The 21,484-nt window shown below is 62.7% G+C and carries 25 protein-coding genes; 10 read left to right on the top strand and 15 right to left on the bottom strand.

The window, feature by feature from the left end; all coding sequences use genetic code 11:
- Positions 1-184: 184 nt before the first annotated feature.
- Complete coding sequence (gene rpsU / locus ACR0NJ_RS13850; RefSeq protein ID WP_005614280.1) at positions 185-391, bottom strand: 30S ribosomal protein S21; 207 nt, start codon at positions 389-391, stop codon at positions 185-187.
- A 111-nt stretch (positions 392-502) separates the two neighbouring features.
- Here rpsU and ACR0NJ_RS13845 point away from each other — a divergent pair, with 111 nt between their 5' ends.
- Positions 503-1,195, top strand: a complete 693-nt coding sequence (locus tag ACR0NJ_RS13845; RefSeq protein ID WP_480817717.1) for a COQ9 family protein — start codon at positions 503-505, stop codon at positions 1,193-1,195.
- Between the two features lie 55 nt (positions 1,196-1,250).
- Positions 1,251-2,240, top strand: a complete 990-nt coding sequence (locus tag ACR0NJ_RS13840; protein WP_480817716.1) for an NAD(P)H-quinone oxidoreductase — start codon at positions 1,251-1,253, stop codon at positions 2,238-2,240.
- 9 nt (positions 2,241-2,249) lie between these two features.
- On the opposite strand, the gene ACR0NJ_RS13835 is transcribed toward ACR0NJ_RS13840, so the two are convergent.
- Positions 2,250-3,107 carry a DUF2189 domain-containing protein gene (locus ACR0NJ_RS13835; protein WP_480817715.1) on the bottom strand — a complete coding sequence of 286 codons (858 nt, stop codon included), beginning with the start codon at positions 3,105-3,107 and terminating at the stop codon, positions 2,250-2,252.
- A 193-nt stretch (positions 3,108-3,300) separates the two neighbouring features.
- Between ACR0NJ_RS13835 and ACR0NJ_RS13830 the strand changes: the two genes are divergently transcribed.
- Positions 3,301-4,284, top strand: a complete 984-nt coding sequence (locus ACR0NJ_RS13830; RefSeq protein WP_480817714.1) for a quinone oxidoreductase family protein — start codon at positions 3,301-3,303, stop codon at positions 4,282-4,284.
- A gap of 51 nt (positions 4,285-4,335) precedes the next feature.
- Here the strand turns inward: ACR0NJ_RS13830 and ACR0NJ_RS13825 are convergent, their stop codons facing one another.
- From ACR0NJ_RS13825 to ACR0NJ_RS13780, 10 genes are all read right to left on the bottom strand, one after another.
- Complete coding sequence (locus ACR0NJ_RS13825) at positions 4,336-4,869, bottom strand: outer membrane protein (RefSeq protein ID WP_480817713.1); 534 nt, start codon at positions 4,867-4,869, stop codon at positions 4,336-4,338.
- Between the two features lie 267 nt (positions 4,870-5,136).
- Positions 5,137-5,613, bottom strand: a complete 477-nt coding sequence (locus ACR0NJ_RS13820; protein WP_480817712.1) for a YHS domain-containing (seleno)protein — start codon at positions 5,611-5,613, stop codon at positions 5,137-5,139.
- Between the two features lie 191 nt (positions 5,614-5,804).
- Positions 5,805-6,029 carry a hypothetical protein gene (locus tag ACR0NJ_RS13815; protein WP_480817711.1) on the bottom strand — a complete coding sequence of 75 codons (225 nt, stop codon included), beginning with the start codon at positions 6,027-6,029 and terminating at the stop codon, positions 5,805-5,807.
- 41 nt (positions 6,030-6,070) lie between these two features.
- Positions 6,071-6,676 (bottom strand): glycerol-3-phosphate 1-O-acyltransferase PlsY, encoded by a 606-nt coding sequence (gene plsY, locus ACR0NJ_RS13810; RefSeq protein WP_480817710.1) that lies wholly within the window; start codon positions 6,674-6,676, stop codon positions 6,071-6,073.
- Positions 6,676-7,956 carry a dihydroorotase gene (gene pyrC, locus ACR0NJ_RS13805; protein ID WP_480817709.1) on the bottom strand — a complete coding sequence of 427 codons (1,281 nt, stop codon included), beginning with the start codon at positions 7,954-7,956 and terminating at the stop codon, positions 6,676-6,678. Before pyrC ends, plsY begins: the two co-directional genes overlap by 1 nt.
- Complete coding sequence (locus ACR0NJ_RS13800) at positions 7,953-8,405, bottom strand: hypothetical protein (protein ID WP_480817708.1); 453 nt, start codon at positions 8,403-8,405, stop codon at positions 7,953-7,955. The genes pyrC and ACR0NJ_RS13800 overlap by 4 nt, the downstream gene beginning before the upstream one ends.
- Complete coding sequence (locus tag ACR0NJ_RS13795) at positions 8,402-8,788, bottom strand: hypothetical protein (RefSeq protein ID WP_480817707.1); 387 nt, start codon at positions 8,786-8,788, stop codon at positions 8,402-8,404. The genes ACR0NJ_RS13800 and ACR0NJ_RS13795 overlap by 4 nt, the downstream gene beginning before the upstream one ends.
- Positions 8,773-9,291 (bottom strand): hypothetical protein, encoded by a 519-nt coding sequence (locus tag ACR0NJ_RS13790; protein ID WP_480817706.1) that lies wholly within the window; start codon positions 9,289-9,291, stop codon positions 8,773-8,775. Before ACR0NJ_RS13790 ends, ACR0NJ_RS13795 begins: the two co-directional genes overlap by 16 nt.
- Complete coding sequence (locus tag ACR0NJ_RS13785; RefSeq protein ID WP_480817705.1) at positions 9,288-10,223, bottom strand: aspartate carbamoyltransferase catalytic subunit; 936 nt, start codon at positions 10,221-10,223, stop codon at positions 9,288-9,290. Before ACR0NJ_RS13785 ends, ACR0NJ_RS13790 begins: the two co-directional genes overlap by 4 nt.
- Before the next feature lie 74 nt (positions 10,224-10,297).
- Entirely contained in the window at positions 10,298-10,930 is a 633-nt protein-coding gene (locus ACR0NJ_RS13780) for a scavenger receptor class F, member 2 (RefSeq protein WP_480817704.1), read from the bottom strand.
- Positions 10,931-11,003: 73 nt separating this feature from the next.
- Between ACR0NJ_RS13780 and ACR0NJ_RS13775 the strand changes: the two genes are divergently transcribed.
- The 6 genes from ACR0NJ_RS13775 (at position 11,004) to ACR0NJ_RS13750 (ending at position 18,501) form a co-directional block, all read left to right on the top strand.
- Positions 11,004-11,771 (top strand): uracil-DNA glycosylase, encoded by a 768-nt coding sequence (locus tag ACR0NJ_RS13775; protein WP_480817780.1) that lies wholly within the window; start codon positions 11,004-11,006, stop codon positions 11,769-11,771.
- Entirely contained in the window at positions 11,768-12,367 is a 600-nt protein-coding gene (locus ACR0NJ_RS13770; protein ID WP_480817703.1) for a metallophosphoesterase family protein, read from the top strand. Before ACR0NJ_RS13775 ends, ACR0NJ_RS13770 begins: the two co-directional genes overlap by 4 nt.
- Positions 12,364-12,984, top strand: a complete 621-nt coding sequence (locus ACR0NJ_RS13765; protein WP_480817702.1) for a LysE family translocator — start codon at positions 12,364-12,366, stop codon at positions 12,982-12,984. The genes ACR0NJ_RS13770 and ACR0NJ_RS13765 overlap by 4 nt, the downstream gene beginning before the upstream one ends.
- Before the next feature lie 6 nt (positions 12,985-12,990).
- Positions 12,991-13,533 carry a molybdenum cofactor biosynthesis protein B gene (gene moaB, locus ACR0NJ_RS13760; RefSeq protein WP_480817701.1) on the top strand — a complete coding sequence of 181 codons (543 nt, stop codon included), beginning with the start codon at positions 12,991-12,993 and terminating at the stop codon, positions 13,531-13,533.
- 106 nt (positions 13,534-13,639) lie between these two features.
- On the top strand, positions 13,640-15,094 hold the full coding sequence (locus ACR0NJ_RS13755) for an efflux RND transporter periplasmic adaptor subunit (protein ID WP_480817700.1): 1,455 nt from the start codon (positions 13,640-13,642) through the stop codon (positions 15,092-15,094).
- Between the two features lie 5 nt (positions 15,095-15,099).
- Complete coding sequence (locus tag ACR0NJ_RS13750) at positions 15,100-18,501, top strand: efflux RND transporter permease subunit (RefSeq protein ID WP_480817699.1); 3,402 nt, start codon at positions 15,100-15,102, stop codon at positions 18,499-18,501.
- Here ACR0NJ_RS13750 and ACR0NJ_RS13745 read toward each other — a convergent pair.
- Positions 18,498-18,914 (bottom strand): NUDIX hydrolase, encoded by a 417-nt coding sequence (locus tag ACR0NJ_RS13745; RefSeq protein ID WP_480817698.1) that lies wholly within the window; start codon positions 18,912-18,914, stop codon positions 18,498-18,500. The two genes, ACR0NJ_RS13750 and ACR0NJ_RS13745, sit on opposite strands and share 4 nt — an antisense overlap.
- A gap of 4 nt (positions 18,915-18,918) precedes the next feature.
- Positions 18,919-19,731: a protein-disulfide reductase DsbD domain-containing protein gene (locus ACR0NJ_RS13740; RefSeq protein WP_480817697.1), complete on the bottom strand. Its 813-nt coding sequence runs from the start codon at positions 19,729-19,731 to the stop codon at positions 18,919-18,921.
- Positions 19,732-19,876: 145 nt separating this feature from the next.
- Between ACR0NJ_RS13740 and ACR0NJ_RS13735 the strand changes: the two genes are divergently transcribed.
- Positions 19,877-20,431: a YqgE/AlgH family protein gene (locus tag ACR0NJ_RS13735; protein ID WP_480817696.1), complete on the top strand. Its 555-nt coding sequence runs from the start codon at positions 19,877-19,879 to the stop codon at positions 20,429-20,431.
- Here ACR0NJ_RS13735 and ACR0NJ_RS13730 read toward each other — a convergent pair whose 3' ends face one another.
- Positions 20,432-21,382: an L-threonylcarbamoyladenylate synthase gene (locus tag ACR0NJ_RS13730; protein ID WP_480817695.1), complete on the bottom strand. Its 951-nt coding sequence runs from the start codon at positions 21,380-21,382 to the stop codon at positions 20,432-20,434.
- Between the last annotated feature and the right edge of the window lie 102 nt (positions 21,383-21,484).

Below are 21,484 nucleotides of genomic sequence, written 5' to 3'. Positions count from 1 at the left end.
CATACGGGATTCGCTGCGCTGCAAAATGCCGGGCAAAATGTTGCCGGGCCGGAATTGGCAGGTTGCCGCACAGCGCGAGACGCATGTCGGCGAAAAAGAACCGGCCCTGAAAACGACAAACCCCCGGGCGGGGCCTCGGGGGTCGTCAAATAGTGTCATCCAAAGCTGGACGAGCGTCAGGTGCTTAGAGCAAACCTTCGCGCTGTGCTTTCTTACGTGCCAGTTTACGGGCACGGCGGATCGCTTCAGCTTTCTCGCGCGCTTTTTTCTCGGACGGTTTCTCGAAATGTTGCTTCAGCTTCATTTCACGGAACACGCCTTCGCGCTGCAGCTTTTTCTTCAGGGCACGAAGCGCCTGATCGACGTTATTGTCGCGAACACTAACCTGCATGTGGTTGTCACCACCTTTCTAGATAGAGTTGCAAGGAAATTGCAGGAATTGGCCGTATAGCAAAGCGGGCCTATTTTGTCTAGTACTGGGGCTGAAAGCCGGAGAACCGCCATGACCGTTACCTATGAAGATGCCAAACAGCAGCTATTGGATGCGATGCTGATCCATGTTCCATTCGATGGCTGGTCGGAAGCAAGCTTTCGGGCGGCGATTTCCGATTGTGATATCGATGACGGGCTGGCCCGGGCGATTTGCCCGCGCGGGGCGGTCGATCTGGCGCTGGCCTTTCACGCGCGCGGCGATGCGGCCATGCTGGAGCGAATCAAGTCCGAGGATCTGAGCGCGCTCAAGTTCCGCGACAAGATCGCTGCCGCTGTTCGGTTCCGGCTTGAGGCGGTCGAGGATAAGGAGCTGGTGCGCCGCGGCATGACCCTGTTTTCGCTGCCAACCCATGCGGCGGATGGGGCTAAGGCACTGTGGCAGACCTGCGATCTGATCTGGGACGCGCTGGGCGACACCTCGGACGATGTGAACTGGTACACCAAGCGGATGACCCTGTCGGGGGTCTATTCCTCAACCCTGCTGTTCTGGCTGGGGGATGAGACCCCGGATCAGCAGCGCACGTGGGAGTTTCTGGACCGACGCATCGGCGATGTGATGCAGTTCGAAAAGCTCAAGGCGCAGGTGAACGGGAACCCGCTGCTGAAACCATTTCTGGCGGTGCCGAACTGGCTGGCGGGGCAGGTGCGGGCACCCATGAAGATGCGCGCTGATCTGCCCGGGCTGCTGAACCCCCGAAAGTAAGCGGCTGGGCCTTTGGCGGCAGGCCTGCTAGGCATCGGTCAAAGGAGATTTGCCGATGACCCAGATGATGCGCGCTGTTGAGATCACCACCCCCGGCGGCCCGGATGTGTTGCAAGTGACCGAGCGGCCCGTGCCCGAGCCGGGCATCGGGCAGGTGATCCTGAAAGTGGCCTATGCCGGGGTGAACCGGCCCGACGCCCTGCAACGGGCCGGGGCCTATGATCCGCCTCCGGGGGCCAGCGATCTGCCGGGACTTGAAGCCTCGGGCGAGGTTGTGGCTGTGGGTTCAGGCGTCGAAGGCCTGTCGGTCGGCGATCAGGTCTGTGCTTTGCTCCCCGGCGGAGGTTACGCCGAATATGTCGCCACGCCCGCTGCGCATTGCCTTCCCGTGCCAAGCGGCATGGGCATGAAAGAAGCCGCCTGCCTTCCCGAAACCTTCTTCACCGTCTGGTCCAACGTCTTCACCCGTGGCGGCCTGAAAGCCGGAGAGCGCTTTCTGGTCCACGGTGGCTCCAGCGGAATCGGCACCACGGCGATCCAACTCGCAAACGCTTTTGGCGCGCGCGTCTTTGCCACCGCCGGGTCGGATGAGAAATGCGAAGCTTGCGTCAAGTTGGGGGCAGAAAAAGCGATCAACTACCGCAATGAGGATTTTGTCGGCGTCATGCGGGCCGAAGGCGGCGCGAACCTGATCCTTGATATGGTGGGCGGGGATTATATTCCGCGTAACGTCAAGGCTCTGGCCGAGGACGGGCGGCTGGTGCAGATCGCCTTTTTGCAGGGGCCGGTGGTCGAGCTGAATTTTGCCCTGATGATGGTCAAACGGCTGACCCTGACCGGCAGCACCCTGCGTCCGCAAAGCGATCTGGCCAAAGCGAAAATCGCGCAGGATCTGCGTGAGGCGGTCTGGCCGTTGTTGGAGGCCGGGAAAGTGGCTCCGGTCATGGATAGCGAGTTTGATCTGGCCGATGCCGCAGCTGCCCATGCGCGCATGGAAAGCTCGGGCCATATCGGCAAGATCGTTCTGAACGTATCCGGCGGGTAATAGCTCGGGTCAGGCGACCGCGCGTCTGTACAGATGCCAGGTCGCGTGGCCCAGCACCGGCATGACCACGATCAGCCCCAGCAGCATCGGGAGCGCGCCCAGCACCAGCAAGGCCGCGACGATGAAGCCCCATGTCAGGATCACACCCGGATTGTGCCGCAGCACGCGGACCGAGGTCACAACCGCGACCGGCACGCCGACCTCGCGGTCCAGCAGCAGCGGGAAGCTGACGACGCTGATGGCCAATGCGCACAGGGCAAAGACAAACCCGACCGCCGTGCCGAGCACGAACATGGTCCAGCCTCCGCTGGTGGTGAACACGTCGGTCGCAAATGCGGCAAGCGAGGCAGGTGGTTCCGGCCCCAGCGTGCGCTCATAGATGCCCTCGGCCGCCATGAGCCAGACCAGCAACAGCATGACCAGATAGAAGCCAAGCGCCAGAATCGCGCCGAAGGAGGGCGAGCGGAAGACCCCGAACGCGTCCAGCCAGTGTACCGCACCGCCCTGTTCGCGCTTGCGGCTGATCTCATACAACCCAACCGCCGCGACCGGGCCGATCAGGGCAAACCCCGCGACCAGAGGGGCCAGCAGCGGCACCATATTCATGTTCAGCGCAAATCCGAACATCAGCAGACCAGCGATGGGGTAGATCAGCGCTATAAATATCGCATCGGCGCGGGTTTCGAGGAAATCGTGATACCCCGCCCGCAGACAGGCGCGAAGGTCCTGCAGTGTCAGCGTTTGCACCATTGGAAGATCGCGGGTTTCCGAACTGCCGATCCGGGATACGCTTTCCGTGACGTGATCGCTGGTTGCGCCAAGGCTCTGGGCCGCCCAGCTGATCGGATTACCGATTGTTTTTGCCATCTTGATCCCTTTCCCTGACGAGATGCGTCGCGGGATGGGTCTGGCACACGGTTGCCCGTGGCCGGACCAGCCGGCAACGCCTGTGACAACTATAACACAGTTTCGTATTTCACTGAATCACCGCTGCGAGATCGCACCGATTGCCCTGCCTCACAGTCGTGTTAGCTTGGGCGCTAGCAAGAAGGAGGTCAGCATGCAGAAAACGGCAAAAACGGTTGTCATCCATGAATTCGGCGGGCCCGAGGTTTTGCAGATCGAAGACAGGCCGTTAGGCGACCCCGGACCGGGGGAGGTTCGCATACGCCATCACGCCTGCGGGTTGAATTTCATTGATGTCTATCAGCGCACCGGGCTCTATCCGCTGGACCTGCCCCACGCGCTGGGCATGGAGGCCTCGGGCGTGGTCGAGGCGGTGGGCGAGGGCGTAACCCATCTGGAACCCGGCCAGCGCGCCGCTTATGCCGCCGCGCCCTCGGGGGCCTATTGCGAGGCGCGCGTGATGCCCGCCGCGCAGGTCTGCCCGCTGCCTGACGGTATCGGTTTTGAAGCCGCCGCTGCGATGATGCTGAAGGGGATGACGGTCGAATATCTGTTTCACCGCACAACGCCGCTCAGGCGCGGTGATACGGTATTGTTTCACGCCGCAGCCGGGGGCGTGGGTCTGATCGCCTGCCAATGGGCGAAATCCGAAGGCATCACCCTGATCGGCACCGCCGGGACGGATGAAAAATGCTCTCTCGCGCAGTTTAACGGGGCCGCGCATTGCATCAACTACCGGACCGAGAATTTCGCCGAACGCGTGGCCGAGATCACCGGTGGCAAAGGCGTGGATGCGGTGATGGACTCGGTCGGAGCTGACACGTTCGAAGGGTCGCTGGATTGCCTGAAACCGCTGGGGATGATGATTTCCTTCGGCAACGCCTCAGGTCCGGTGCCGCCGGTGAACCTTGGGGTTCTGGCGCAGAAAGGATCGCTCAAGATCACCCGGCCAACACTGTTCACGCATATCGCCGACCATGCGGTCTGTCAGGCGATGGCAAGGCGGCTGTTCGGCAAGGTCGAAGGTGGTGAGGTCAAAATCCACATCGATCAACGCTTCCCGCTGGAACAGGTCGCCGACGCTCATCGCGCGTTAGAGGCGCGCCAGACCACTGGCAGCACGATTCTGGATCTTTGAACGGAAAGACCCGGCGGGATGCGTCGGGTCTGATCGTTCTTGTGGGGTGTCTCAGAACCGATAGGTTGCGCGGAACTGCAGTGTCGTGGCGTCCACATCCACGCCGGTCGAGTTGAAATTGTCGAACTCGTGATACAGCAACTCACCGCCAATGCTGACATTGGGGGCCACGATCTGCTCGTACCCTGCGCCGATGAACCAGCCATCGTCGCTGCCCAGATTGTCGGTTCCAGCCTCGGCATAGCCTGCAGTTCCGTAGAACAGGCCCTGCGGGTTCACCTTGTACCCGGCGCGCGCTTTAAGGCGCCAAACGTCTTCAACGGTAGCCGCGCCGGACAGGTCCACATCGGTCCAGTCATAGTCGAAACCGCCGCCGATCACCCAGTCGCCCAGGTCATAATCGTAGCCCAGAACGATACCGCCAATCGCGCCATCGCCGTCTACGCCAGACACATTGGTGTCCACGTCGATATAGCCAAGCTGCAGACCGCCATAAAACCCGGTCCAGTTGCCCGAAGATTGCGCCAAGGCCGATCCTGCCGCCAATGTCGCGACAGTGGTGACGAGTGCCAATTTACCTGTCATCTTTGTTGTCCTTTCGTTCGAAATCACACCCCGCAAGGGCAAAATCCACTGCGGGTGCCTGCTGATTGATACGGCCCGGTCCCAAGACCGGATCAGTGATGTCTATTCCAGCCCGTAGTATCGCACGTCCGCACGGTGGCGCAGACGCAGGTCCATTGAGGTTGGACGCTTGTCTCAGGGAACAGATAGGTGTCGAACGGAAGGGTTCAAAACGACATGCGGCGGCGGATACGCTCCGCCGCCGACACGTCTGAAATTTTCAGCGGATTATTGCTGCTGCAGTTCTGCAGGGGTCTTGTCAGCGATGTCTTTCCAGTTGGCGTCTGCGCGCTCGTTAAAGCCCGGGATGTCGCCTTCCCAGCGTTCCTGAATGTCAGCCGACAGGTTCAGGTACAGCTTGTTGTCAACGATTTTCCAGTAGTTCGGGTCGCCGTCAAACTTGAAGCCCATCGCGGTGCCGAAGGCGCAGTAGCCGCCATATGCGGGCAGGTACGCTTCGGGGTTTTCCTCGAACGCCACTTTGTTTTCTTCCGATGCAAAGCGGTACAGTGCATCATTGTGCAGTGCGGTGATCTTGTAGTCGCCCTTGGTGGCTTCGCCCACGGTGAAATAGGCAACCGGGTCGTAACCCTGCAGCGCCAGACCGGTCGAGCTCGCGTTCAGTTCAACGCCAGCGGCCAGCGCCGTGCTTGCTACTGCGACAGACAGGGCGACACCGCCGATGAGGGATTTGATCTTGTTCATGACTTCACCTTTCGTGAAATAGGCCCGCGTTCGAGCACCTTAATTTTGCTCCGGCGAACCGGATTTGTTTTTGCGGCACCTGTAATTGGCTGCCACGAAACCCAATTGGGAACGGCCCTGTTCACGTTCAAAGCAATCAATTGTGATTGTGCAGAGGTGAAGAGTTTCTGTTCAGAAATGCAGGTTTGCGGTCAACCCTCGGGCCGCAGTGCGATGACGAATTCGGTGACTTTTCGTGCGGGCATTTCACAAGGTTTTAGCAGCAGACCGCTGTTTCGGGTCTGATAGAGGTTAAGGCTGATATAGTCCTTGCCACCCAACTGATGCGCGATCAGTTTATGGGCCTTTCCACCCGCCATCACCTGACGTGCCACGACATAGCGCAGACCGTCTGCCGTGCCAGTGAAAGTGCCCATTGGCAGATCAAAGAACGCCGATGCAAACGCCTCGGGTGGGGTCACGATTTGCCGATTTTGGGCTCGGTCCCGGCCTTGATGCGCGCGACATTGGCGCTGTGGCGCCAATAGACCAGCAGAGTCAGCACGATGCCCAGAATGAAGGTCGAGCCATCTGTCAGCACCACGATCCACGTCGTCGAAAGCGCCGCCGCCGCCAGCGCCCCGACCGAAGACATCCGCCAGATCGCCACCGCAACCAACCAGGACAGGCAACAGGCCACGCCCACGCGCCAGTCCAACATCAGCCACAGGCCCAGAAAGGTCGCAACGCCCTTGCCGCCCTTGAAGCCCAGCCAGACAGGGAAGCAATGCCCAACAAACGCAGCCAGAGCCGCGATCTGTGCCGCATCTTCTCCGGCGAAGACCCGGGCCAGCAGGACCGCGACAGCGCCCTTACCGCCGTCAAACAGCACCGTAAGCGCTGCTGCCGTTTTGTTCCCGGTACGCAGCACATTGGTGGCCCCGATATTGCCTGACCCGATCTGGCGCAGATTGCCCAGCCCCATGACATGGGCGAGGATCATGCCAAACGGCACCGATCCCATCAGATACCCAAGCCCTGCCCACAGGATCAGCTGGGCGATTGTGCTGTCGATCAGGGGCATCAGGATCTCCGGTATACTTCTTGGCCTGCGACATAGGTCGCTGTGACCTTACCCTGCATCTTCTGCCCGTCAAACGGTGTGTTCTGGGATTTGGATTTAAGAACAAAGCGATCCAGCACAAATGGCACATCCGGGTCGAACAGCACCAGATCGGCAGGCGCACCGGCGGCCAGACGGCCCGAAGCCAGCCCCAGCCGTTTCGCCGGGTTCAGCGCCATCGCACGGAACAGGGTCGGCAGGTCCAGTTGCTCCGCGTGGTACAGGCGCAGCGCCGCAGGCAGCAGCGTCTCAAGCGCCACCGCGCCCGAGGCTGCCTCTTCAAACGGCAGGCGCTTGCTTTCCTCGTCCTGCGGGGTGTGCATGGAACTGATCGTGTCGATGAGGCCGGTGCGCACCGCTTCGATCACCGCTTGCCGGTCGTCTTCGGACCGCAACGGCGGCTTGACCTTAAAGAAGGTCCGGTAATCGGCCACGTCCAGCTCGTTCAGCGTCAGATGGTGGATCGAGGTCCCGGCGGTGATGTCCAGCCCGTTGCGCTTGGCGCGTTCCAGTGCGGGCAGGGCGCGGGCGGTGGTGATCTGGTCGGCGTGATACGCGGCCCCGGTCATTTCCAGCAGCGCGATATCGCGGTCCAGACCCATGCGCTCGGCCATGGGAGAAACAGCGGGCAAACCGTTCAGGGCGGCGAACTTGCCGCTGGTGGCGGCGGCCCCGGCGCTGAGGCCTGGTTCCTGCGGGTGGGCGATGACCAGCGCACCGCAGGATTTGGCATAGGTCAGCGCGCGGGAAAACACCTTGGTATTGGCAACCACGTGGTCGCAATCGGTGAAGGCCACCGCGCCCGCATCCAGCAGAAACCCGATCTCGGTCATCTCGCGCCCGTCGCGCCCCTTGGTCAGGGCGGCCATGGGCAGCACGTTGACCGGCGCATCCGCCTGCGCGCGCCGGGTCGCGAATTCCAGAGTTTCCGGCGTATCGACCGCAGGCAACGTATCGGGGCGGGTAACGATGGTGGTCACCCCCCCGGCAGCCGCAGCGAGGCCTGCGGATTTGTAGCTTTCCTTATGCCGCTCGCCCGGCTCGCACACCTTGACGCCGATATCAACGATACCGGGTGCAAGGCACTGCCCGCCGCAATCGATCACCTGCCCGTCACCAGCGGGCGCGTCCCCCGCGCCCTTTCCCTGAATGAGCCCATCGGCAATGTGCAGCCATCCGAGGCTGTCGGTGCCGGTTTCCGGGTCGATCAGGCGGGCGTTGGTGAAGATCAGGGCAGTCATGTCTGGGCCTCTCGGGCTTGGGTCAGCGCCGCTAATGCGGCCTCCGGGTCTTGCAGGTATTCGAAAACGAGAAATCGCAGGTGGGAAAACACGATGTTTCGACCGTTGCGATAGAATTTGAGGTGGGAGTTTATGGGCAGGTGCCTGGGTTTGAAAATTTTGCTGATCCACCAGACATTGCGGGTGGTCACGACATACATTCGCCGCCTGCGGATCAAACGATCCCAGCACATAAAAAATGCCAGCAGCAGCGTGCAACTGACCAGCTTCCAATAGTCTCGCACGGTATCCGCAAACAATGGGCTAGCCACCCACGCCAGAACAAGGCAGGCGATCAGAAATCTGTACGCCCAGCCCAAACGGGGTGGGAAATACCCCTGATACGGTTGTCCGGACCACAGGATCTGTTCCGTCGCTGGTATTCTCTCGCGCCACCATTCGTCGCTCATCCCATCGCCCTTTCAATTGCGGCTTTGGTGGCGGCGGGGTCGGCCTGATATTTGATCAGGTGCTTGTCTCCGCCTTTAGTGACGATCTGAACGAAGCTGCCCATCGTGTTGACCGCCTCGATCTGGTTCAATGCCACCTTGCGAGCGCCGGGGCCGGTGAGGGTGGTCTCGGTCATCTCCCACGTGTTGTTCAGTTCTTCCGAGGCCAGATACCACGCGCGGATGCCGATGGCGGCCAGTCCGGCCGGGGCTCCGGTCCAGACATAGGGGTTGCCGATCAGCCAAAGAACGATCATCGCGCCCGCCATTGCGATGGCGGCAAGGGTCAGGTTGGTCTGGATATACGCGCCCTTATGGGGGGTAAAGATCACAAGATCAGCCACAGGGCACCTCCGATAACCAGCAGGATCACCAGCGCCATAAGGGCCGAGCCCATACGTCGGGGCCGCGCGTCGTCGGGCGGGGTCTGAGGGGCCGAGAATGGCTTGGCGCTTTCGGTTTCGATTACGCCGCCGGTCCAGTTCGTGGCCTCTTCGGTGTATAGCCCGATCAGATGCAGGCGCGGGTCGGGTTGGATACTGGCCGCGCGCCCGCCGAAGGCGGCGCTGCGCAGGGCCATGACCCAGCCCTCGACGGCCTCCAACGCGGTGCGGTCCAACTGATCCGCCGAGACGCCGCAACCCTCGTTCAGATAGCCGTAGAGCCCAAGGTCTTCGAGGTCGGAGACCGGGAAAATGTCGATCTGCGCGGGGTCCAGACCGGCAACCCCCAGAACCTGATCGGCAGCGCCGGGTTCGCGCAGGAATTTCGCCTCTTCGGGGCGCATATCCAGCGTGAACAGGCGGATCACGCCGCGTTCATGGGGGGCGACGGTCAGATCACTCATGCGGCCTCGGCAAGGTTTCGGGCCAGCAATTCCATGGCGGCCATGCGCACGGCGACGCCCATTTCGACCTGTTCCTGGATGACCGACCGGTTGATGTCGTCGGCCAGCGTGCCGTCGATCTCGACCCCGCGGTTCATCGGGCCGGGGTGCATGACAATGGCGTCCGATTTGGCCTGCGCTAGCTTGGCGGCGTCCAGCCCGTAGCGGTGGTAATATTCGCGTTCCGAGGGAATGAAGCCACCATCCATCCGCTCTTTCTGAAGGCGCAGCATCATGACGACATCGACGTCTTTCAGGCCTTCATTCATGTCGTCGTAAATCTCGGCCCCGAATTCCGCGAATTGGCTAGGCACCAGCGTCGGCGGGCCGATCAGGCGGATGCGGTTTTCCATCTTGCCCAGCAGGATCAGGTTCGACCGCGCCACGCGAGAATGAGCAACGTCACCGCAGATCGCGATGTTCAGACGGTGCAGGCGGCCCTTGGCGCGGCGGATGGTCAGCGCGTCCAGCAGGGCCTGCGTCGGGTGCTCGTGCCGCCCGTCGCCTGCATTCAGCACGGCGCAGTTCACTTTCTGCGCCAGCAGACCGACCGCGCCGGAATGCGGGTGCCGCACCACCAGCAGGTCGGGATGCATCGCGTTCAGCGTCATCGCGGTGTCGATCAGCGTCTCGCCCTTTTTGATCGAACTGGCTTGCATCGCCATGTTCATCACATCCGCGCCCAGCCGCTTGCCCGCCAGTTCGAAACTGGCCTGCGTGCGGGTCGAGTTCTCGAAGAACATGTTGATCTGCGTCAGCCCCGACAACACATCCGAATGCTTGGTCGACTGGCGGTTGAGGTCAACATAGGTCTCGGCCAGATCGAGGATGGCGGTGATATCGGACGGGGACAGATGCTCGATGCCAAGAAGGTGACGATGGGCGAAACGCATGGGCGGGCTCCTGTCTGACAATCGGCCCGCTTATAGGAAGCTGCGCGGGCAGACGCAACATGGGGAACAGGGCCCTAGGGCAATATCGCGCACCCCCCTTCGGGCAGGCAATGTTCGCCCGGTTTGCACCACTTGCCATAACCGCAATCGATGGCCTTGACGGGCACGCATCCCCGATTGCGCGAGCACTTGAATCCGGGCCTGCATTGCGAGCCGGTTTTCTCGCACAAGAACCAGCCCGGGCGCGAGCAGCCGCCCTGCGGCAGGCAATAGGTGCCCGAGACACAGCTGCGCCCGTCGGCGCATTGCGTCGGAAGGTTGAAGCCGGGTGAGGGGGTGGGGTCGAATTCGGGCGAGACCGGTTCGCACTCGCCCCGCCCGTTGCAGAAACTGCCGCCCGGACAGTCGAGGCGCGAGCGGCATTTGTTCGCCCCAATCGGGGCGCAGCGGGTGCCCCCTGCGACGCAGCGTTCGAACGGCCCGCAACTGCGCCCGCCGCCGCAATAGGTGCCGCCCAGCGGGATGCAGTGGTTGTCGAAACTGCACCTCTGCCCGCCGGAACAGCAGCGGCTGCCGCAGGCGAACTGGCCGCCGCGGCACTGGTCGCGTTGGTTGTTAAACTGGGCAAACCCGGGTTGGCCGCTGGTGACGGCAAATAGCAGTCCGATCAGAAGGAATCGCAAGCCTGACAACATGAATGTGCCCATGGTCGGTGCGACCCGGTGCCGTGGCAAGGTCTATTCGCTTTCCCTCGGTCAAAAGGTGGTTAGATTGAACGGCATGGAATCGGCTTTGGACTATCATACCGCGCGGGCGCTGCTGGAATGGCAGATCGAACTGGGCGTCACCGATGCCATCGGCGATGTGCCGGTGGACCGTTACGCGCTGCCCGACACGTCGCCAAAGCCCAAGAAACCGCAGCCTGCGCAAGCGGTACCTGTCAAACCGCAGCAGGTCGATCCGGTTGCGATTGCGCAGCAGGCGGCGCGCGGGGCGGGCTCGCTGGATCAGTTGCGCGCGGCGATGGACGCGTTCGCGCATTGCGAGTTGAAAAAGGGCGCGCGGCAGTTGGTCTTTGCCGACGGCACGCCGGGCGCGCGGGTGATGATCATCGGCGAGGCTCCGGGCCGGGATGAAGACCGCGAGGGCAAGCCCTTTGTGGGCCGTGCCGGGCAGTTGCTGGATCGGATGTTGGCGGCGATTGATCTGGATCGGCGCGAAAACGTCTATATCACCAATGTTCTGCCGTGGCGGCCACCGCAGAACCGGGACCCCAAACCAGAAGAGATCGGCATGATGAAGCCGTTTCTGGACCGTCATGTGGCGCTGGCCAAGCCCGAGGTTCTGGTGGTGATGGGCAATATCTCGTGTCAGGCGGTGCTGGGCAAACGTGGCATCACGCGGTTGCGCGGGCAGTGGAATCAGGCGCTCGACCTGCCAGTGATCCCGATGTTCCATCCCGCGTACTTGTTGCGCCAACCTCAGATGAAGCGGCAGGCCTGGGCCGATCTGCTGGAACTGCGGGCACGTCTGGGGGCAAAGGGATGAAGATTCTGGCCTTCTCAGACCTTCACATGGCGCGTAATCGTGCTGCTGATCTGGTTGCCGCCAGTGCCGAGGCTGATCTGGTGATCGGGGCCGGAGACTACTGCAACATGCGGCAGGGGCTGGACGAAGCGATGGCGATGCTGTCCGGCATCTCGGCCCCGCTGGTGCTGGTGCCGGGCAATGCCGAAAGCGCCGGGGAGTTGGCCGACGCCGCGCCCGAAGGCGTGCATGTGCTGCACGGCACCGGGATGGCCATCGGTGATCTGCGCCTGTTCGGTCTGGGATATGGTGTGCCCGTCACGCCCTTCGGCGACTGGTCCTGTGACCTGACCGAGGCCGAGGCCACCGAAATGCTGGATCGCTGCGACGGTGCCGATATCCTGATCGTGCATTCCCCGCCCAAAGGGTATGGCGATAGCACCTCGCAGGGTCAGTCCGTTGGCTCGGTCGCTGTGCGCAACGCGGTGGAACGGATTCAGCCTGCCTTCGTGTTCTGCGGCCATATTCATGACAGTTGGGGCTATCGCGGCACGTTGGGGCGCGCACAAATTGCCAATCTTGGCCCCAAGGTACAGTGGTTCGAGGTCCCCTCATGATCGAAACGGTAACGCTGCTGGCCTTTGTGCCAGCCGCAATGGCGCTGAATTTCACCCCGGGCGCAGATATGATGTTCTGTTTCGGGCAAGGCCTGCGGTCCGGCGCGAAACCGGCGCTGGTGGCCAGCGCGGGCGTTTCGGCGGGGTTGATGATCCACGTTCTGCTGGCCGGATTGGGGCTGGGCGCGGCGGTGTCCGCCCTGCCATGGCTGTTCGATGTGATCCGTTGGATGGGTGTGGCTTACCTGCTGTATCTGGCCTGGGGCGCGATCCGGAACGGGGCCATGCCCGGCGACGCGCCCGCGAAACCGGCGCGCTTTGCCTTTCGCGACGGGCTGGTGGTCAATCTGACCAACCCCAAGGTGATCCTGTTCGTACTTGCCTTCATCCCGCAATTCGTCGACCCATCCATCGGGCCGATCCTGCCGCAGTTTCTGATCTTCGGTGTGATGATTGCGCTGGGCGGGTTTGTAGTGAACGGATTGGTCGGAATATTTGCAGGCGGGGCCGGGCGGGTGTTGATTTCGAACCCCCACGCCTCGCGGATCATGGGCTGGGTCACGGGCGGCATCTTTGGTGCCCTTGCGATCCGGCTGGCCATTATGGAAAGGGCCTGACGAAAGATGTCGCGCATTGACGAAAACACTGACTTCATTCCGGTTCGGATCGCCGTTCTGACCGTGTCCGACACCCGCTCGCTGGACGAAGACCGCTCGGGCCAGACGCTGGTGGACCGGATCGAACGCGCGGGGCATTCCGTGGCCGACCGCAAGATCATCCGGGACGAACGCGATCAGATCGCAGATCAGCTAAGGGCCTGGATCGCGGACCCCGACATTGACGTGGTAATCTCGACCGGCGGGACCGGGCTGACCGGGCGCGACGTGACGGTCGAGGCCCATCGCGACGTCTATGAAAAGGAAATCGAGGCGTTCGGAACCGTGTTCACCATTCTCTCGATGGAGAAAATCGGCACGTCCGCCGTGCAGTCCCGCGCCACCGGCGGCGTGGCGGGCGGCACCTATCTTTTCGCGCTGCCCGGCAGTCCCGGTGCCTGCAAGGACGCCTGGGACGGGATTTTGGAGAAACAGTTCGATTACCGCCACCGTCCCTGCAATTTCGTGGAAATAATGCCCAGATTGGACGAACACCTGCGACGGAAGTAGACTGGTCCTACGTTCAACATCTTATAACCGCTTTGTGGCTTGGCATATTTCACGGTCCGGCTACATTTTGTGGAAGGCAGCCTGTTGCAACCGGGGTTAATGGTTTATGCGATTCTTGCGGCAAAGTCTTGTCGGTGTGTTTCTGGCGTCTCTGACGCTGGCGCTGCTATTTGTTGCGGCGCAGATGATCCTTGGGGCCGTGCAGGATGTGCTGACCCGAGAGGATAAGCCGCCTGCCGCGCGGGAACGGATTTTTGCCGTCACCGTCAAAGCCGCCGAGCTGGAAACCGTCACCCCTCATCTTGAAGCCTTTGGCGAGGTGCAAAGCCGCCGTCGTTTGGAACTGCGCGCGGCGCTGGGGGGGCGCGTGGTCGCGCTGGCCGATGATTTCGAGGATGGCGGCACGGTCACGGCGGGCGAGGTTCTGGTCGAGCTTGATCCGGCAGACGCGCAATCCGCGTTGGATCGGGCAAAATCCGACCTGCTGGACGCGCAGTTTGAAGAACGCGATGCCGAACGGTCGCTGTTGCTGGCACAGGACGAGTTGAAATCTGCCGAGGCGCAGGCCGAACTGCGCCAGCGCGCCCTGCAGCGGCAACGTGATCTGGAATCGCGTGGGGTTGGGGCAACGGCCAGCGTGGAAGAGGCCGAACTGGCCGTTGCGGTCGCCGAACAATCGGTGCTGGCCCGCAGGATTTCTCTGGCGCAGGCGGAATCCCGTGTCGATCAGGCGACGACCCTATTGGCCCGCGCACGGATTGCACTTGAAGCCGCCGAACGTGACCTTGGCGACATGACCATCATGGCGGGGTTCGGCGGCACGCTGACCGATGTGACTCTGGTCGAAGGACGGCTGGTTTCGGCGAATGAAAAACTCGCCGAACTGGTGGACCCAGATGCGCTCGAGGTCGCCTTTCGGGTTTCCACCGCGCAGTTCGTGCGGCTTCTGGACCCGGACGGCGCGCTGATCAACGCGCCCGTCACCATCTCGCTCGAGGTCACCGGCACCGACCTGACCGCCACCGGGCGTATCAGCCGAGACAGCGGCTCGGCAGGTGAGGGGCAGACCGGACGCTTGGTCTATGCCCGTCTTGACAGCGCACCGGGGTTCAAGCCGGGGGATTTCGTGACGGTTACCGTGGAAGAGCAACCTCTGAACGCGGTAGTGCGCCTGCCATCCTCGGTGCTGGATGCCTCGGGCACGGTTCTGGTGCTGGGCGCGGACGACCGGCTCGAGGTTCTGCCCGTGACCCTTATCCGCAGGCAGGGTGACGAGGTTCTGTTGCGCGGCGAAGGGCTGGAAGGGCGCGAGGTCGTGATCGGTCGCACGCCGCTGTTGGGAACGGGCATCCGCGTGCGTCCGCTGCGGACCGAGGCCAATGCCGGTGCTGACCCGGATATGGTCGAACTGTCAGATGAACGCCGCGCCGCGTTGGTGGCGCAGGTCGAGGCCAGCGAGCGCATGCCGCAGGATGTCAAAGCGCGGATGCTGGGGCAGTTGGAAGAGGCCAAGGTGCCCGCATCGCTAGTCCGCACCATTGAAAACCGGGCCGGGGGCTAGGCGCCATGATGCGCGAAATCCCCGGCGCGGCGGGCGGCATCCTCAGCTACTTCACCCGACACCGCACCGTCGCCAACCTGCTGTTGCTGGTCATGCTGGTGCTGGGGGCCGCGGCTATCCCCAACATGCGGGCGCAGTTCTTTCCCGATGTCATTCTGGAAGAGGTCAACATCAACGTTGAATGGGACGGCGCGGGCCCAGAGGATGTCGATAGTGGCGTCGTCCAGTTGCTGGAACCTGCCCTGTTGGCGGTCGAAGGCGTGGCCTATTCCTATGCGACCTCGCGAGAAGGCTCGGCCGAGATCAGTCTGGAATTCGAACCCAACTGGGACATGTCCCGCGCGGTGGAAGACATCCGCACTGCGGTCGATGGCGTCACCGACCTTCCCGATGATGTAGAAGAACCGACCATCCGCCGCCGTGCCTGGCGTGATCGCGTGACGGATGTGGTGATCGCGGGGCCAGTCGCACCGGACCAGTTGGCCAAGTACACGGACGAGTTGATAAACCGCCTGTTTGACGCGGGCGTCACCCGCACCACGATCCGTGGCGTGGCCGCGCCGCGTGTTGTTGTCGAAGTGCCGACAGCGCAACTGATCGCCAACGATATCGCGCTGTCCGAGATCGCCTCGGCCATTGCTGCCGAAGTGAATGCCAGCCCGGCGGGGGATGTCTCAGGTGCCAATGCCCGCATCCGGACCGGCGCGGAAAAGCGCACCCCGGAAGAGATCGAAGGCATTGCCCTGCGCAACTTTGCCGATGGCTCGAAGCTGTTTATCCGGGATGTCGCGCAGATTCATGTGGAAGGGGTGACCCGCAACCGCAGCTATTTTGTCGGCGACAATCCCGCCATGTCGATCCGGGTTGACCGCTCGAACGGGGGGGATGCCATCGCGATTCAGCGGGCGGTCGAGGATGTGGTGACCGACATGCAGGCCAGCCTGCCCGAAGGGGTGACGCTGGAACTCATCCGCACCCGCGCGCAGGCAATCACCGACCGTCTGAACATCCTGATCGACAACGGCCTGATGGGGCTTGGTCTGGTTGTCTGCCTGTTGTTTCTGTTCCTGAACGCGCGCATTGCGTTTTGGGTGGCCGCCGGGATTCCCGTCGCCATGTCGGCGGCGATTGCCTTTATGTATATTGGCGGATTGTCGATCAACATGGTGTCGCTGTTCGGGCTGATCATCACCCTTGGCATCGTTGTCGATGATGCGATTGTGGTGGGCGAACACGCAGATTTCCGGGCCCGCCGATTGGGCGAACCGCCCGTGGTCGCCGCCGAGCGCGCCGCCCGCCGCATGGCGATGCCGGTCTTTGCCGCGACGATCACGACGGTGATTGCCTTCTTTGGCCTGACGCTGGTCGGCGGCAGGTTCGGGGAACTTATCCGCGACATTCCCTATACCGTGATCGCGGTGCTGATCGCCTCGCTGATCGAGTGTTTCCTGATCCTGCCCAACCACATGGCCCATGCCATCGCGCATTCCGCGAAAGAGCATTGGTATGACTGGCCCAACCGGGTGGTGAACCGGGGCTTCCGCTGGGTGCGCGATCACCTGTTCCGCCCACTCATCGGTTGGGTTGTCTGGGCGCGCTATGTTGTGGTGGCGATGATGGTGGTCATACTGGCCAGCCAGGTCGCCCTGTTTATCCGGGGCGATGTGAACTGGCGGTTCTTCAACGCGCCCGAGCGCGGCTCGGTCACCGGCAATTTCATCATGGTCGAGGGTTCGACCCGCGCCGACACGCTGGACATGATGCGGCAATTGCAGCGCGCCACCGAAGAGCTGGGGCAGATCTACGAAGACCGTCATGGCCGCAACCCCATCGACTATGTGCTGGCCGAGGTCGGCGGAAGCGCCGGGTTTGGCCTGTCGGCGGCCGATGGCAAGGATTCCGACCTTCTGGGCGGCATATCCATCGAACTGATCGACGCCGATCTGCGCCCCTATTCCAGTTTCGAATTTGTGGCCGAACTGCAGGAATTCGTGCCGCGCCATCCCAAGGTCGAACTGCTCAGCTTCCGGGGCTGGCGCTCTGGTCCGGGGGGCGATGCCATTGACGTCGAGTTTTCCGGCGCGGATGTGAACACGCTGAAAGCCGCGTCCGAGGACCTGCAGGCCGAGTTGCTCAAATACCCCGAGGTGTCGGCGCTGGAAGACAATCTGGCCTATGACAAAGAAGAATTTACCCTGGACCTGACCGCGCAGGGCGAAGCGCTTGGGTTCCGGATCGAAACGCTGGGCCGGGTGTTGCGCGACCGTCTGAACGGGATCGAGGCCGCAACCTTCCCCGATGGCCCCCGCAGCGCCGAAATTCGCGTGGAACTGCCCGAGGGCGAGTTGACCGCCGACTTCCTTGAGCGGACCCTGATGCGCTCACCAGACGGGGTGTATGTGCCGCTGGCCGATCTGGTTTCGGTCGAGCGCGAGGCAGGCTTTTCCACCGTTCGCCGCGAAAACGGTCTGCGGGTGATTTCGGTGAATGGCGATATCTCCGAGGACAACCCCGCCCGCGCCGCCGAAATCGAACGCGCCCTGAACGAGGTGATCCTGCCCAACATCGCCGCCGAACGACAGGTCGAATGGCGCATGTCCGGCCTGAGCGAGCAGGAGGATGAATTCCTGTCCGAGGCCCGCACCGGCCTGATCCTGTGCCTGACCGGCATCTATCTGGTGCTGGCCTGGGTCTTTGCCAGCTGGAGCCGACCTCTGGTTGTCATGGCGATCATCCCGTTTGGACTGGTCGGGGCGATTTGGGGTCATTACATCTGGGAGGTGCCGCTGAGCATGTTCACGGTCGTGGGCCTGTTGGGCATGAGCGGGATCATCATCAACGACTCGATCGTTCTGGTCACGACGATTGACGCTTACCAGAAAGAGCGTGGCCTTGTGCCCTCGATTGTCGAAGGCACCGCGGACAGGTTGCGGCCCGTGATGCTGACCACGCTGACCACGGTGCTAGGTCTGACGCCGCTGCTCTATGAAGGCTCGCAGCAGGCGCAGTTCCTGAAACCGACCGTGATCACGCTGGTCTATGGTCTGGGCTTCGGGATGTTGCTGGTCCTGATCCTCGTGCCCGCGCTTCTGGCCATACTCAACGATGTCTCGCGCCCAATGACTGCCATGCGCCGCGCAATGCGGGCACCGGACCGGGTGGTGCAGGGATCGCTGGCCGCGACGGCGCTGGCGTTGCTGCTGTGGTTCGGTGCGACGATGCTGTGGCCACTGATCACCGGAGCACCGGTTGACGTTCTGTCGGGGTTCTATGCCGGGGAAGACGGTATGGCCGTTCTGCAAATGGGACTGGGTGCATTCCTTGCGGGCGCGATCCCGATTGTGATTGTCAGTGTGTTTGCATCAGGTCTGCTCTATACCCGCTTGCGGGGCCGGGCGGGGGCTTAATCCGCCAGGGCCCGCTCCAGCAGGTCAGTGACTCGTGCGCTCATCGGCAGGTCCCCCTGCCGGATTTGGTCGATGGGAAACCAGCGGGCATCCAATGCATCATCGCCGGCAACAGGCGCGCCACTTTCGTACCGACAGGCGACCCCCACCAGCAGATAGTGCGAGACGACCTGACCCGCATCGTCGGATCGCAGCAAATCCAGATTTTCGAGGTAATGCGTGGCGGTCGCCGTGACCGAGGTTTCCTCAAGCAACTCCCGCTGCGCGGCCTGCAGGACAGTCTCGCCCCATTCCACATGACCGCCGGGAAAGCCCCAAAGCCCGGCATCGGGCTGTTTGCTGCGTTGCACCAGCAAAACCTGACCCCGGTGCAGCACAACCGCCAGAGCGCCAATCTTAGGGGTTTGGCTCATACAGTCAGCCTGCTGTGCAGCCCTGAATATCCACCGCGTGCTCAGAACCCAGCACGGTGATGCGAATCTCCGACCGGTCCAGCGCGAAGGGCGCGCCCGAGGCGCTGATGATCTCGGACCGCGCGATCAGCGTATCGCCGCGCCGTTCGGTTTCGGGTTGCGAGGCCCAAAGCACCGGATTGCCCGGTTCGATCACCGCAACCTCACGCCCCCCTGCGGATGGCATGGTCACGCGGGCCTCAATCTGCATGCCGTCCTGCGTTGCACTCAGATGGCAACTGGCCTGCCTCACCTGCGCCTCGCGGGCCGAGAAGGGCCGTTGCGCCAGCGCGGCGGCGATGGCCGGGTTGCGTCCGGCCTCGGCGTCCAGCGTGTGATCGAAACCCAGACGCTCGGGAATGCAGACATCCTTGCAGACACCCAGATCCATCTCGCCGCGCAAGCGCACGGGTTTGGCTGGATTCCTGGGCGTGATCTCGACCGGCAGCACCAGTTGATCCTCGTACCCGATCGATTGCAGACCGTTCTGGTTGAAGATATTCGGCGCGGGCCAGGTGATCGACACGTCGCCAACATTGCCCGACCCGCTCCAGTCGAACTCGGGCGGGATACCGGCGTCGCCGGGCGCGCGCCAATAGGTCTTCCAGCCGTCTTTCAGGGTCAGTCGAAGCGCCCCCAGATAGGTGCCGCTTGTTGTGCGGCCGCCATCCAGAATGTCCAGTTGCACAACACCGTCCAGCCCCTGCGCCGGGGCCGATGTGGCAAAAGCGAAACAGGCCGTCAGCGCGGCGGCGGTGGTGTGCAGAAATGTCTTCATACCCCATAAATGCGCGGTCCGGCCCCGGATTCCAAGTCACGTTCCGGTCACTTGAATGAAATCTGCCGAAATATCCGCTGCTCCCTTGCCAATTCCGGTGCCGCAGGGTCATTGTTGAGGGGAGTCTAAGAATGAGATGCCCCCAATGGACCTGACCGGAAAACTGTTGATTGCGATGCCCGGCATGGGTGATCCGCGATTCGATCACTCGGTCGTCTATATCTGCAGTCACGGCGATGACGGGGCGATGGGGCTGATCATCAACAAACCCTCGGATTTGCGGCTCAAGACCCTGCTGGGACAGTTGAACATCGCCTGCCGGATTCCGGTGGTGGGCGAGCGTCTGGTGCATTTCGGCGGCCCGGTCGAGATGTCGCGTGGTTTTGTCCTGCACAGCGCGGATTATGAGGCGAACTTGCATTCGATGCAGATCTCCGAAGATTTCAGCATGACCGCGACGCTGGACGTGCTGGAGGATCTGGCTGCAGGGCGCGGGCCGCTCAACTCGATGCTGACGCTGGGCTATTCGGGCTGGGGGCCCGGCCAGTTGGAGGATGAGATCGCGATGAACGGCTGGCTGACCGCCGAGGCAAGCTCGAAGCTGGTGTTCGACGTCCCGGATGATGACAAGTGGGAGGCCGCTTTGGCCACACTTGGCGTCGATCCCCTGACCCTGTCCGCCAGCGCGGGCCGCGCCTGATCAGCTGTCGCGCGGCGCGGCGGCGCGGCGCAGCCGGTCATTGATCGCAGCACCCAAACCATGATCGGGGATCGGTGTCACCGCAATCGGGCGACCGGTTGCGTTCAGGCTGTGCAGGGCCGCAAACAGGTTCGCCGCCGCCTCGGGCAGATCGCCATCGGCTGACAGGTTGAGGTCGCAATCGACGGGGCCAAAGCCCAACAGAACCTCATCCCCTTGCTGGGTTTCCGCGTTCAAACGGACGGGCGCGTCGGGGGCGTAATGAGATTGCAACTGGCCCGGTGCCGTCAGCAAGTCCCCCGGCTGATGCGCGTGCAGGCGCGCGCCCAGAACGTCTTCGATCTGCTCCAGCGCCACGCCGCCGGGGCGCAGCAAGGCGGGCTCTCCGGCCAGACCGACGATGGTGGATTCCAGCCCGACGCCGCAGGGTCCGTCATCCAGAATGGCGGCGATCCGCCCGCCCAACCCGGCGCGGACATGATCGGCTGTGGTGGGGCTGATCTGGCCCGACGGGTTGGCAGAGGGGGCGGCCACCGGGCCATCAAATGCGGCCAGCAGCGCGCGGGCCGTGGGATGAGCAGGCACCCGAACCGCCAGCGTTTCGAGCCCCGCTGTCACCAGCGAAGACACGCCATGTCCTTCGCGGAGCGGGAGAACGAGCGTCAGGGGTCCGGGCCAGAAGGCCGCCGCCAGTGCCTCGGCCTGATCCGACCATTGCACGAAGCGCTGCGCCGCCTGAACCGAGGCCACATGGGCGATTAGCGGGTTGAAACTGGGCCGCCCCTTGGCCGCGTAAATCCCCGCCACGGCCTGCCCGTTGCGCGCATCGCCACCCAGCCCATAGACCGTCTCGGTCGGGAAGGCGACCAGCAAGCCTCGCCGTAGTAAATCCGCCGCGCGGGCAATGCCGCCAGGATCGGCAGAGAGGTCGAGAGTACCGGTCAGGTTCATGGATCGTGACGCCGCGTTTCGGTTGCCTGCACCTAGGGGAAGGGTAGGTAATGGTTCCAAGCCCAAGTGCATAACGGTGCTGGCCGACGATTCCAAGCCCGT

This window comes from Ruegeria sp. F11 (assembly GCF_056533855.1).
Note: the sequence above shows the minus strand (reverse complement) of the source record. Positions and strands in the feature narration are given on the sequence as shown.

What these genes read in the sequence shown, in the direction of transcription:
- rpsU (WP_005614280.1), bottom strand. Translation starts at nt 391, where the DNA reads ATGCAGGTTAGTGTTCGCGACAATAACGTCGATCAGGCGCTTCGTGCC.
- ACR0NJ_RS13845 (WP_480817717.1), top strand. Translation starts at nt 503, where the DNA reads ATGACCGTTACCTATGAAGATGCCAAACAGCAGCTATTGGATGCGATG.
- ACR0NJ_RS13840 (WP_480817716.1), top strand. Translation starts at nt 1,251, where the DNA reads ATGACCCAGATGATGCGCGCTGTTGAGATCACCACCCCCGGCGGCCCG.
- ACR0NJ_RS13835 (WP_480817715.1), bottom strand. Translation starts at nt 3,107, where the DNA reads ATGGCAAAAACAATCGGTAATCCGATCAGCTGGGCGGCCCAGAGCCTT.
- ACR0NJ_RS13830 (WP_480817714.1), top strand. Translation starts at nt 3,301, where the DNA reads ATGCAGAAAACGGCAAAAACGGTTGTCATCCATGAATTCGGCGGGCCC.
- ACR0NJ_RS13825 (WP_480817713.1), bottom strand. Translation starts at nt 4,869, where the DNA reads ATGACAGGTAAATTGGCACTCGTCACCACTGTCGCGACATTGGCGGCA.
- ACR0NJ_RS13820 (WP_480817712.1), bottom strand. Translation starts at nt 5,613, where the DNA reads ATGAACAAGATCAAATCCCTCATCGGCGGTGTCGCCCTGTCTGTCGCA.
- ACR0NJ_RS13815 (WP_480817711.1), bottom strand. Translation starts at nt 6,029, where the DNA reads ATGGGCACTTTCACTGGCACGGCAGACGGTCTGCGCTATGTCGTGGCA.
- plsY (WP_480817710.1), bottom strand. Translation starts at nt 6,676, where the DNA reads ATGCCCCTGATCGACAGCACAATCGCCCAGCTGATCCTGTGGGCAGGG.
- pyrC (WP_480817709.1), bottom strand. Translation starts at nt 7,956, where the DNA reads ATGACTGCCCTGATCTTCACCAACGCCCGCCTGATCGACCCGGAAACC.
- ACR0NJ_RS13800 (WP_480817708.1), bottom strand. Translation starts at nt 8,405, where the DNA reads ATGAGCGACGAATGGTGGCGCGAGAGAATACCAGCGACGGAACAGATC.
- ACR0NJ_RS13790 (WP_480817706.1), bottom strand. Translation starts at nt 9,291, where the DNA reads ATGAGTGATCTGACCGTCGCCCCCCATGAACGCGGCGTGATCCGCCTG.
- ACR0NJ_RS13785 (WP_480817705.1), bottom strand. Translation starts at nt 10,223, where the DNA reads ATGCGTTTCGCCCATCGTCACCTTCTTGGCATCGAGCATCTGTCCCCG.
- ACR0NJ_RS13780 (WP_480817704.1), bottom strand. Translation starts at nt 10,930, where the DNA reads ATGGGCACATTCATGTTGTCAGGCTTGCGATTCCTTCTGATCGGACTG.
- ACR0NJ_RS13775 (WP_480817780.1), top strand. Translation starts at nt 11,004, where the DNA reads ATGGAATCGGCTTTGGACTATCATACCGCGCGGGCGCTGCTGGAATGG.
- ACR0NJ_RS13770 (WP_480817703.1), top strand. Translation starts at nt 11,768, where the DNA reads ATGAAGATTCTGGCCTTCTCAGACCTTCACATGGCGCGTAATCGTGCT.
- ACR0NJ_RS13765 (WP_480817702.1), top strand. Translation starts at nt 12,364, where the DNA reads ATGATCGAAACGGTAACGCTGCTGGCCTTTGTGCCAGCCGCAATGGCG.
- moaB (WP_480817701.1), top strand. Translation starts at nt 12,991, where the DNA reads ATGTCGCGCATTGACGAAAACACTGACTTCATTCCGGTTCGGATCGCC.
- ACR0NJ_RS13755 (WP_480817700.1), top strand. Translation starts at nt 13,640, where the DNA reads ATGCGATTCTTGCGGCAAAGTCTTGTCGGTGTGTTTCTGGCGTCTCTG.
- ACR0NJ_RS13750 (WP_480817699.1), top strand. Translation starts at nt 15,100, where the DNA reads ATGATGCGCGAAATCCCCGGCGCGGCGGGCGGCATCCTCAGCTACTTC.
- ACR0NJ_RS13745 (WP_480817698.1), bottom strand. Translation starts at nt 18,914, where the DNA reads ATGAGCCAAACCCCTAAGATTGGCGCTCTGGCGGTTGTGCTGCACCGG.
- ACR0NJ_RS13740 (WP_480817697.1), bottom strand. Translation starts at nt 19,731, where the DNA reads ATGAAGACATTTCTGCACACCACCGCCGCCGCGCTGACGGCCTGTTTC.
- ACR0NJ_RS13735 (WP_480817696.1), top strand. Translation starts at nt 19,877, where the DNA reads ATGGACCTGACCGGAAAACTGTTGATTGCGATGCCCGGCATGGGTGAT.
- ACR0NJ_RS13730 (WP_480817695.1), bottom strand. Translation starts at nt 21,382, where the DNA reads ATGAACCTGACCGGTACTCTCGACCTCTCTGCCGATCCTGGCGGCATT.